This is a genomic window from Streptomyces sp. SKN60 (assembly GCF_026236535.1).
In the GTDB taxonomy this organism is placed as follows: domain Bacteria; phylum Actinomycetota; class Actinomycetes; order Streptomycetales; family Streptomycetaceae; genus Streptomyces.
This window is the reverse complement of sequence record NZ_JAHTMW010000011.1, coordinates 297,254-307,239: the sequence shown is the minus strand read 5'-3', so window position 1 is coordinate 307,239 and position 9,986 is coordinate 297,254. Positions and strand designations below refer to the sequence as shown.

Genomic DNA, 9,986 nt, shown 5'->3' with positions numbered 1-9,986 from the left:
GTGAGGTGGACGGCGCGACCAGGATGGTGGCCGAACCGAGGACCCCGACGATCAGCGCCGCACACAGACCGCCGATTTTCCGGCGGACGGTGGACGGTGGAATGGCTTGTGAACGCATGAATGGACCTCCGGGACAGAAATCACGGATGGATGTGAGTGCGGCGGAAGGAATCCGCGAAGGCGATGTCCGGGTCCATCGAAAAAGGACGCGGACCATCAAGGCGCAATGATTCGAGGCCGGCGCGGCGACATGCTGGTAAAGGGGCGCCACTGCCTCGGGATTCAGTGTGGAAACACGGTGTGGCCATGTCAAGTATTTCGAAGATGTTTCGGAAACTCGGCCCCGTATGGCCATTCGAAGCGATCCGTCAGGGATTTCGGGAGCCTCATAAGCGAAGCGGTCCCTGTCGAAAGTATTTCGACAGGGACCGCTTCCCTCATAAGAGAGTGCTTGCCTCGGGTCACATTTCCGGGTCGTCGGTGTCCTTCGCTCCGGAGGGCTGGTGCGGATGCGTGATGTCGAACCACGCGAAATGGGCTTGGTTGGTGGACGGCCGGCCGTTGGAGGTGGCGTAGAGGCCGAGCTGCACGCTGGTGAACAGCGGGGTGAGGAAGGTGGCTTCGACGGTGGTCAGGTCCTGCCAGGCGCCGTCGGGTGCCGCGTAGGCGAAGGTGTGGCTGAAGCCGCGGATGCGGACCCCCAGGCGAACGGGGCCCGGCGGGACGACGACGCCGGCCAGGACATCGGGCCCGCGACGGAGGCTGAGCCCTTCCGTGGTGCGAAGGAGGACGAGATGGGTGTCGTCGTCGATGACGACGGCGAGGCCTGCCTCTTCTTCCGGTGCGCCGGGGAGGAAGCGCAGCTCGGTGGAGACGTCGCAGTCGGGCTGTTCCTGGGGGAGGACCAGGAGGGACGGGGTGGTGCGTTCGCCGAGGCGTTCGGGGCGGAGCTGGAGGCGGAGCCCGTCGCCGGTGGTCCAGAACGGTGCGCGTGGCGTGCGCAGGGTGCTCCAGTCGGCGGAGAGGGTGGCGAAGTCGTCGCGGAGACGGTGGCGAGGGCTCGTGTGGCCGAGAGGGGAGAAGACCGGCCGGCCGTCGCTCCAGGTGACCCTGCTGAGGAAGGTCTCGCGGCCGATGGCGGAGCCCGGGCGGACGCCGAGGAGGACGGCCCGCCAGTCGCCGTACGGGGTTCGGACGAGGTCGGCGTGCCCGGTGCAGGTGACCGGGCCCTCGGCGGGAGGCAGCACCGGGTTGCCGGAGACGCCCTCGTACGGGCCGGTCACGCGGTCGGCGCGGGCGGCGACCACGCTGTGGTCCACATCGGTGCCGCCCTCGGCGGTGAGCAGAAGGTAGCTGCCGTCGATCTTGTAGAGGTGCGGGGCTTCCGACCAGCGGGCGCCCGGGTGGGTTCCCGACCACAGGACGTACTCCGGTCCCGTGAGCCGTCGCTCGCGGGGCAGGTACTCGCGCATCCAGATCTCGGTGCGGCCGGCGGCCTCGTCCAGCACACGGGCGGCGGTGAACCAGGCCCGGCCGTCGCCGTCGCCGTCGTCCGGCCCGTCGTCGAAGAACAGCGACGGGTCGAAGCCCTCGCCCTCCAACCACTGCGGTTCCGACCACGGCCCCGCCGGGTCGGTCGCCGTGACGACGAAATGTCCGGGGCCGTCCATCAGCGTGCAGACGAGATGGAACACCCCGTCGTGGTGCCTGATCGTGGGCGCGAACAGGCCGCGAGAGGGCTCACACCCGTCGAGATCGAGCTGGGACGGGCGGTCGAGCGCGGAGCCGAGACGTCGCCAGTTCACGAGATCGCGGCTGTGGAACACGGGAAGACCCGGGAACCATTCGAAACTGGACGTCACCAGGTAGTAGTCCGCTCCCACCCGGCACACGGACGGGTCGGGCCGGAAGCCGGGCAGCACGGGATCGCCGAAGGACGTGCTCATGAGACGGGGACGATCTCGACCGGCACGGACAGCACGCGGTCGGCCGCCGGATGTCGTACGGGGCCGTGCAGAGTGAAGGAGCCCCGCAGCGGAAGATCGCCGCTGGACCGTCCGACGGCCACGCCGATCTCTCCGGGCTCCACTCTTCTCCGCAGGTCGATCCCGGTGAAGGAGGTCCGGTCGGCATGGACGGAGAAGGTGATCCGGGCGGCCGCGCCCGGTTGCAGCTCGACCCTGCAGAATCCGGCGAGCCACTGCTGTGGCCGGACGACGGACGCCTCGGGGTCCGAGAGGTACAGCTGGACCACCTCGGTTCCGGCCACCTCTCCGACGTTGCGTACGGTGACCGAGACGGAGACGGCTCCGTCCGTCGCGGCGACGGGATCCACCGAGAGCTCCGAGCAGGTGAAGCTGGTCCAGCTCAGCCCGTGTCCGAAGGGGAACAGCGGAGTCGGGTCCACCGAGCTCCAGTCGGTGCGTCCGCCGAGTCTGGAGTGCAGGTACGTGCCGGGCTGGCCGCCGACCTGGCGGGGGATGGAGACGGGCAGCCGTCCGGACGGTTCCGCGGCCCCGCTGATGATCCGGGCCAGCGCCGTCCCGCCCTCCTCGCCGGGGAAGAAGGCCTGAATCACGGCCGATGCGCGTTCGGCCGGCGAGCCGAGCGCGTAGGGCCGTCCGGAGACCAGGACCAGGACGGTCGGCACCCCGGAGTCCAGAACGGCGGAGGCGAGTGCGGCCTGGTCCCCGGGCAGATCGAGGGTCGCGGCGTCGCAGCCCTCTCCCGAGGTGCCCCGGCCGAACATGCCGGCCCGGTCTCCGAGCACCAGCACGTTCACCTCCGGCTCGTCCGCGGTGACCGTGAACCCGGCAGCGGTGAGCGCTTCGCCCAGCGTCGGGATCTCAAGCCCGGGGTCGCCGGGCAGCGCGACGTGGTTGGGGAAGGAGTAGCAGCCGAGGAAGGAGTGGGGGTCGTCGGCGTACGGCCCGTGGATCGCGACCCGGCACGGCCGCAGCGGCAGGATGCCGTCGTTGGCGAGCAGCACGGTGGACCGTTCGGCCAGGAGCCTGGCCAGGGCCCGGTTCTCCGGCGGGTCGAGGTCGACCGGCTCGGGCTTGACGGGTTCCCAGTCGGGGTCGAGCAGGCCGAGTTCGGCCTTCTGCAGCAGGACGCGCTCAGCGGCCCGGTCGATGAGCTCCTCGGACAGGCTTCCGGACCGCACGAGTTCGGTCAGCGGCTCGCCGTAGCAGCGGGCCGTGGGCAGCTCGACGTCGATCCCCGCGGTCAACGCCAGCGCGCCGGCCGCGCCGCGCGACCCGGTGACGCCGTGTCGGGTCTCCAGGAAGGAGACGGCGTAGTAGTCGGCGACGACGACACCGCCGAAACCGAGCTCGCCCCTGAGCAGGTCGGTCAGCAGGCGTGGGTCGGCGGCCACCGGGACCCCGTCCACGTCGGTGTAGCTGTTCATCACCGACCGGGCGCCTCCCTCGCGCAGCGCCCGTACGAAAGGCTCGACCAGGACATCGGCGAACTCGCGGGGCCCCGAGGCGACGGGGGCCATGTTCCGGCCGCCGCGCGAGGCCGAGTACCCGGCGAAGTGCTTGAGCGTCGCCACGATGCCGACGTCTTCCAGGCCCTGTACGTAGGCCGTGCCGACCGCTCCGACCAGGTAGGGGTCCTCGCCGATGCACTCCTCGGTCCTGCCCCACCGGTAGTCGCGGACCACGTCGAGCACCGGAGCCAGTCCTTGGTGGACGCCGACCTGCCGCATCCCGGCGCCGATGGCGGCGGCCATCCGGCGCACGAGCCCAGGGTCGAAGGACGCGCCCCAGGCCGGCGGGGCGGGGAAGACCGTCGCTCCGAGCGTCATGAATCCCGTCAGGCACTCCTCGTGAGCGACCGCCGGGATCCCGAAGCGGCTGGATCCGGTCACCTGCCGCTGCAGCGAGGCGAGCCGCTCCATTCCGGCTTCCGCGGTGATCGGTGCGGTTCCGTACACCCGGGTGAGCTGGCCGAGCCCGTGGGCGACGATGTCGTCGAGGCCGGGCGCGGACTCGCCGGAATCGTCCTCCATCGGCGCGACAGGTGCTCCCGGATCCGAGGGCAACGCCCAGAAGCCGGCGAGTTGTCCCGCCTTCTCCTCCAGCGTCATCCGTCTCAGGAGATCGGCGACCCGCACGGACACGGGCAGCAGGGGGTCACGCCAGGGCTCGGTCAAGGGATTCTCCTAGTGACGAGGCGGGGCGGTGGAGAGCCGGACCTTCAGTTCGGTCGAGAGCTCCATCCGCGGGCTGACCAGGGGCTGGCCGTCCAGAAGATGGAACAGTGTGCGGGCGGCGACCCGGCCCATCTCCTCCAGCGGCTGGCGCACCGTCGTCAGCGGCGGTGACAGCCATTCGCACATCGGCAGGTCGTCGAAGCCGACCACGCTGAGGTCCTGCGGGATGCGCAGTCCGCTCTGCCGGGCGGCTTCGTAGACGCCCATCGCCTGCTGGTCGCTGCCGGCGAAGACGGCCGTCGGCGGCTCGGGGAGGGCGAGGAGCTCCCGGGCGCACCGGAATCCGCCCTCGTGCTGGAAGTCACCGAACCGGACCAGGTCGCGGTCGGCCTCGATCCCGGCCCGCTCCAGGGCGGTCCGATAGCCGTCGATACGGGCCTGGCTGCAGAGCATCTCCTTGCGTCCGCCGATCGTGGCGATCCGGCGGTGCCCCAGTTCCAGCAGGTGCTCGGTGGCGGCCATGCCGCCCGCCCAGTTGGTCGCTCCGATGCTCGGTACGCCGTTGCCGGGCAGGTCGATGGGGTCGATGACGACCAGCGCCACCCCGGCCCGTTCGACCTGGGCGCGCTGGGCACGGGTGACCGAGGAGGTCACGAGGATGACGCCGTCGCTGTGGTGCAGGACCGGCAGCGCGGTCCAGCTGGACGGCGTGGCCTCACCCGGCGGGACGAGCGACACGACGGTACCGACGCTCCGCTGGGCGCACTCGGCCTCGACGCCGCGCAGGATCTCGACCGCCCACGCGCTGTCAAGGCCGCCGATGATCAGGTCGACGAGGCCCGATCTGCGGGCTCGGCCCTGCCGGCCGGGCGGCAGGTAGTTGTGGGATCGCAGCAGGCCCTCGATCCGTTCGCGGGTCGAGGGCGCGACATCGGAGCGGCCGTTGATCACCTTGGACACGGTGGCGGGGGAAACCCCCGCCTCCGCGGCGATGACGGCCAGGGTCGGGCGCTGCTCGCTCAACTTCTCTCCTCCGCACGGATGCCTTCGGCCGCCGACAGGTATCGCAAACTTTCGACGAGTTTCCGGGCGGTCCGACCTGCTTGTCAACCCTACGAACAACCGGTGTCCGCAGATAAGTTGACGCGAGGTCTTGACCGACAAGCCTCGCGTTCCTAGTTTGTGGCAGCGCAGAATTCGAGAGTATTTCGAAAAAATTTCGGGCACGAACCGGCATTCCCCCACCCCGGAGGTCCCATGGCCAGCACCCTCCCGAGCCGACGAAGCTTCCTGGCGCTCGCGGGCATGACCACCCTGTCCGTCGCACTCACCACGGCCTGCGGGTCCGGCGGGTCGGGCGGCAATCTGTCGGCCGACGGCAAGGTGACGTTCGAGTGGTGGAACATCGCCACCACGGAGCCGGGGAAGTCCCTGTTCCCGGAGATCTCCACGGCGTACACGAAGGCTCACCCGAAGATCGCGATCAACACGACCTCGCTGGAGAACGAGGCGTTCAAGTCCAAGCTGACCGCCACCACGTCCTCGGGCAAGCTCCCCGACGTCTACCAGACCTGGGGCGGCGGCGTGCTCAAGCAGCAGGTCGACGCGGGGCTCGTCGAGGACCTCACCGACCTCATGGACTGGTCGTCGCAGCTCACCCCGGTCTCGCTCTCGGCCTACCAGATCGACGGCCGCATCTACGGAGTCCCGTACGACATCGGCATGGTCGGCTTCTGGTACAACAAGAGGCTCTTCGCCAAGGCCGGCATCACCACTCCGCCGGCCACCTGGGCCGCGTTCCTCGCCGACGTGCAGAAGCTCAAGGCCGCGGGCATCACCCCGATCGCCCTCGCCGGCAAGGAGAAGTGGCCCGGCCACTACTACTGGGCCTACCTCGCGATGCGCGTCGCCGGCCTCCCCGCCCTGCAGAAGGCCGCGACCACCAAGGACTTCACCGACCCCGGCTTCGTCAAGGCGGGCGTCCATCTCAAGGAGCTCGTCGACCTCCAGCCGTTCCAGCCGGGCTTCCTCGGCGCCGGCTACGCCACCCCGGGCGGCCAGGCCGCGACCGTGGGCAACGGCAAGGCCGCCATGGAGCTGATGGGGCAGTGGGGGCCGTCCGTACAGAAGGACGCGGGCGCCGACCTCGGGGCGGACCTGGGCTTCTTCCCCTTCCCGACGGTCGACGGCGGTGTGGGGCAGGCGACCGAGGTCTTCGGCGGTGGCGGCGGCTTCGCGCTGCGCAAGGGCGCCCCGAAGGAGGCCCTGGACTTCCTGAAGTTCTTCGTCCTGGACAACGAGTCCAAGCTGCTGGCCTCCAACGGCTACCTGCCAGTGGTCAAGGGCGCCGAGAGCCGGCTCACCGACGCCAACAAGAAGGTGGTGGCCGAGAGCCTCGTCAAGGCCACGGGCTTCCAGCTCTTCCTCGACCAGGCCTACCCGCCGGCGGTCGGCCAGGAGGTCAACGACAGCGTCGCCGACCTCATAGCGGGCAAGAAGACCCCCGAGCAGGTCACGGCGTCGATCACCGAGGCTGCGCAGAGTGCCTAGCTCCGGGTCCACCCTGACAAAGGAACGGACGGAGGAGGCCGTGCCGGTGCGCCCGCCGGCCCCGGCCCGGTCACTCCTGCGCGGGTGGGGAGACTGGGCGTCGATCGCCTGGTTCCTGGTCCCGGCCCTGATCCTCTTCCTCGTCTTCGTCCTCGCCCCGATCGTCGTCGCCGTCTGGACCGGCTTCTTCAAATGGGGCGGCATCGGCCCCATGGACGACTTCGTCGGCTTCGGGAACTACACCAAGCTCTTCGGCGACCAGGTCTTCCTCGGCGACCTGGGGCGCGGGCTGTACCTGATCCTCATGTCGGTCCTGGTGCAGCTGCCGTTCGCCCTGTTCACGGCGGTCCTGCTCAACCAGAGGCTCCGCGGCCGGGCGGTCTACCGGATGCTGTTCTTCGCGCCGTACATCCTCTCCGAGGTCGTCACGGCGGTCCTCTTCACGATGATCTTCCTGCCCGGCGCCGGCATGGCCGACCACATCGCCGGCTTCTTCGGCCTCGAGGGCCTCCGGGGCAAGTGGCTCGCCGATCCCTCGACGGTCGTGCCGACCCTGTTCGTCGTCATGATCTGGAAGTACTTCGGCTTCCACATGATGCTGTTCCTCGCCGGGCTGCAGAGCATCCCGTCCGAGATCCTCGAAGCCGCCTCCATCGACGGAGCCGGCGCCTGGCAGCGCTTCCGGCACATCACGCTGCCGCTGCTCGGGCCGACGATCCGGATCAGCGTCTTCCTGTCGATCATCGGGTCCATCCAGCTCTTCGACCTCGTGTGGGTCATGACAGCCGGCGGGCCCAACCACTCCTCCGAGACGATGGCCATCGCGATGTTCCAGTTCGGGTTCAAGCGGTACCAGGTCGGCTACGCCAGCGCGATCAGCGTGGTGCTGTTCATGATCAGCCTCGTCTTCTCCCTCTTCTACCAGCGGTACGTGCTCCGCCGTGACCTGAGCGGCGCCGTCACCTCGGGAGGTGACCGATGAACGCCCGTCGGACGGCACGCGGCCTCTCGCTGCACGCCGTGGTCTGGCTGATCGCCGCGTTCGTCGCCGTACCGCTGCTCTACGCGGTCATCTCCGGTTTCAAGAGCACCGCGGAACTGACGAACAATCCGTTCGGGCTGCCGGAGCAGTGGAAGATCTCCAACTACACCGGAATTCTCGGTGACGGCATGTTCTGGCGGCAGATCGCCAACAGCGCCGGCATCGCGATCGGTACGACGGTCTGCACCGTGGTGGCCTCCGCGATGGCGGCTTTCGTTCTGGCCCGATACGCCTTCCGCGGACGGGAGTTGTTCTATACGCTCTTCACCGTCGGGCTGATGTTCCCGTTCGCTGTGGCCGTCCTGCCGCTCTTCCTCATGCTGCGCACCTTCGGCCTGCTCGACAACCCGCTTGGAGTGATCCTCCCGCAGGCGGCATTCGGGCTCCCCATGACGATCGTGATCCTGCGCGGTTTCTTCCGGACCATCCCGGCGGAGATCGAGGAGGCCGCCACCATGGACGGCTGCGGCAAGTTCCGCTTCTTCTGGCAGATCCTGCTGCCGATGGCACGTCCGGCACTCGGCACGGTCTCGGTGCTCGCGGTCGTCGCGAGTTGGAACAACTTCTTCCTGCCGCTGCTGGTGTTCAACGACCCGAAGTGGCAGACGATCCCGGTCGGTGTCCAGCAGTTCCAGGGCCAGTACTCGACCGACTACGCGCTCGTCCTCGCGTACATCGTGCTCGCCATGGTCCCCGCTCTCGCCTTCTACGCCGTCGCCGAGCGCCAGCTGATCGGCGGCCTCACCGCGGGCGCCACCAAGGGCTGACCCCAGGCGCCACCGAGAGCCGACCCGTCCCGCGTGACCTCCACCCCGAGGAGACCCTGTGAAACGCCTGACCGCTCTGACAGCCGTCATAATGTTAGCGCTAACATCCCAGGCCGCGGCCGACCCCGCGCCGCCGCCCGCCGAAGGCGTACGCGCCGGCATCGACTTCCGCGCCGAACTCCAGCCCATCGACGGCTTCGGCTTCTCCATGGCCTTCCAGCGGGCCGACCTGCTGCACGGTGCGCGCGGCCTCAGCCCCGCCAAGCGGCGCGAGGTGCTCGACCTGCTGCTCAGCAAGGAGAAGGGCGCCGGCCTGTCGATCCTGCGCCTGGGCATCGGGTCGTCGACCGACCGGGTCTACGACCACATGCCGACGATCCTGCCGACCGATCCCGGCGGGCCGGCCGCCACCCCGACGTACGTCTGGGACGGCTGGGACGGCGGCCAGGTCTGGCTCGCCAAGGAGGCCAAGGCGTACGGCGTCGAACGGTTCTACGCCGACGCCTGGAGCGCGCCGGCGTTCATGAAGACCAACGGCAGCGAGAACGACGGCGGCGAGCTGAAGCCCGCATGGCGTCAGGCCTACGCGAACTACCTCGTCCAGTACGCGAAGTTCTACCAGCGGGAAGGCATCAGGATCACCGACCTGGGGTTCACCAACGAACCCGACTGGACGGCGACCTACGCCTCGATGCGCTTCACCCCGCAGCAGGCCGTCGACTTCCTCAAGGTGCTCGGGCCGACCGTCCGCGCGTCCGGACTGAAGACACAGCTGGTCTGCTGCGACGTCGCGGGCTGGGACCGGCAGGTCGCCTACACCGAGGCCATCGAGGCGGACCCCGCGGCCGACCAGGCCGTACGGACCGTCACCGGCCACCGGTACAGCGGCCCGACCTCGGTCCCGCAGCCCACCGACAAGCACGTGTGGATGTCGGAATGGTCGCCGGACGGCACCACCTGGAACGAGCACTGGGACGACGGCAGCGGCTACGACGGTCTCACCGTCGCGGCCGACATCCAGAACACCCTGACCGTCGGCAACGCCAACGCCTACGTCTACTGGACCGGTGCGTCCCTCGGCGCGACCCGGGGGCTCATCCAGCTCGCCAACCCCGGTGACGACTACCGGGTGTCCAAGCGGTACTGGGCACTGGCCGCCTTCAGCCGGTTCATCCGTCCCGGCGCCGTCCGCGTCCCGGTCACGAACGCGGACCCGGCACTCCAGGTCACGGCCTTCCGCAACCGCGACGGCAGCCGGGTGATCGAGATCCTCAACACCGCGACCACCGAGACCTCCGCCGCCTTCACCCTCCGCGGCGGGCACGACCGGCACCCCGACGCCTACGTCACCGACGAGACCCGCTCGATCACCCCGGCCGACATCGTCTCCACGCGCGGGACGACCCTCACGGCGAAGCTCGCCCCGCGCGCGCTGACCACGATCGTCCTCGATTGAACCCCGCCA

General features: G+C 69.4%; 7 protein-coding genes. 4 read left to right on the top strand and 3 right to left on the bottom strand.

What is annotated here, in order from left to right:
• Positions 1-461 precede the first annotated feature (461 nt).
• Genes KV205_RS20725 through KV205_RS20715 form a run of 3 tightly spaced genes read right to left on the bottom strand, consistent with a single transcriptional unit; the run spans position 462 to position 5,185 of the window.
• Entirely contained in the window at positions 462-1,946 is a 1,485-nt protein-coding gene (locus KV205_RS20725; RefSeq protein WP_265865954.1) for a glycoside hydrolase family 43 protein, read from the bottom strand.
• Positions 1,943-4,162, bottom strand: coding sequence for a glycoside hydrolase family 3 N-terminal domain-containing protein (locus KV205_RS20720; RefSeq protein WP_265865953.1), 2,220 nt, complete (start codon positions 4,160-4,162; stop codon positions 1,943-1,945). The genes KV205_RS20725 and KV205_RS20720 overlap by 4 nt, the downstream gene beginning before the upstream one ends.
• Before the next feature lie 9 nt (positions 4,163-4,171).
• Positions 4,172-5,185 carry a LacI family DNA-binding transcriptional regulator gene (locus tag KV205_RS20715; protein ID WP_265865952.1) on the bottom strand — a complete coding sequence of 338 codons (1,014 nt, stop codon included), beginning with the start codon at positions 5,183-5,185 and terminating at the stop codon, positions 4,172-4,174.
• Between the two features lie 234 nt (positions 5,186-5,419).
• On the opposite strand from KV205_RS20715, the gene KV205_RS20710 reads away from it, so the two are divergent.
• The 4 genes from KV205_RS20710 (at position 5,420) to KV205_RS20695 (ending at position 9,977) form a co-directional block, all read left to right on the top strand.
• Positions 5,420-6,712: an extracellular solute-binding protein gene (locus KV205_RS20710; RefSeq protein WP_265865951.1), complete on the top strand. Its 1,293-nt coding sequence runs from the start codon at positions 5,420-5,422 to the stop codon at positions 6,710-6,712.
• 40 nt (positions 6,713-6,752) lie between these two features.
• Positions 6,753-7,694, top strand: a complete 942-nt coding sequence (locus tag KV205_RS20705; RefSeq protein WP_374214699.1) for a carbohydrate ABC transporter permease — start codon at positions 6,753-6,755, stop codon at positions 7,692-7,694.
• Positions 7,691-8,521 carry a carbohydrate ABC transporter permease gene (locus KV205_RS20700; RefSeq protein WP_265865950.1) on the top strand — a complete coding sequence of 277 codons (831 nt, stop codon included), beginning with the start codon at positions 7,691-7,693 and terminating at the stop codon, positions 8,519-8,521. Before KV205_RS20705 ends, KV205_RS20700 begins: the two co-directional genes overlap by 4 nt.
• 91 nt (positions 8,522-8,612) lie before the next feature.
• On the top strand, positions 8,613-9,977 hold the full coding sequence (locus KV205_RS20695) for a glycoside hydrolase (RefSeq protein ID WP_265865949.1): 1,365 nt from the start codon (positions 8,613-8,615) through the stop codon (positions 9,975-9,977).
• Positions 9,978-9,986 lie beyond the last annotated feature (9 nt).

Coding starts and splice junctions, on each gene's coding strand:
- KV205_RS20725 (WP_265865954.1), bottom strand. CDS start 1,946: ATGAGCACGTCCTTCGGCGATCCCGTGCTGCCCGGCTTCCGGCCCGAC.
- KV205_RS20710 (WP_265865951.1), top strand. CDS start 5,420: ATGGCCAGCACCCTCCCGAGCCGACGAAGCTTCCTGGCGCTCGCGGGC.
- KV205_RS20700 (WP_265865950.1), top strand. CDS start 7,691: ATGAACGCCCGTCGGACGGCACGCGGCCTCTCGCTGCACGCCGTGGTC.
- KV205_RS20695 (WP_265865949.1), top strand. CDS start 8,613: ATGTTAGCGCTAACATCCCAGGCCGCGGCCGACCCCGCGCCGCCGCCC.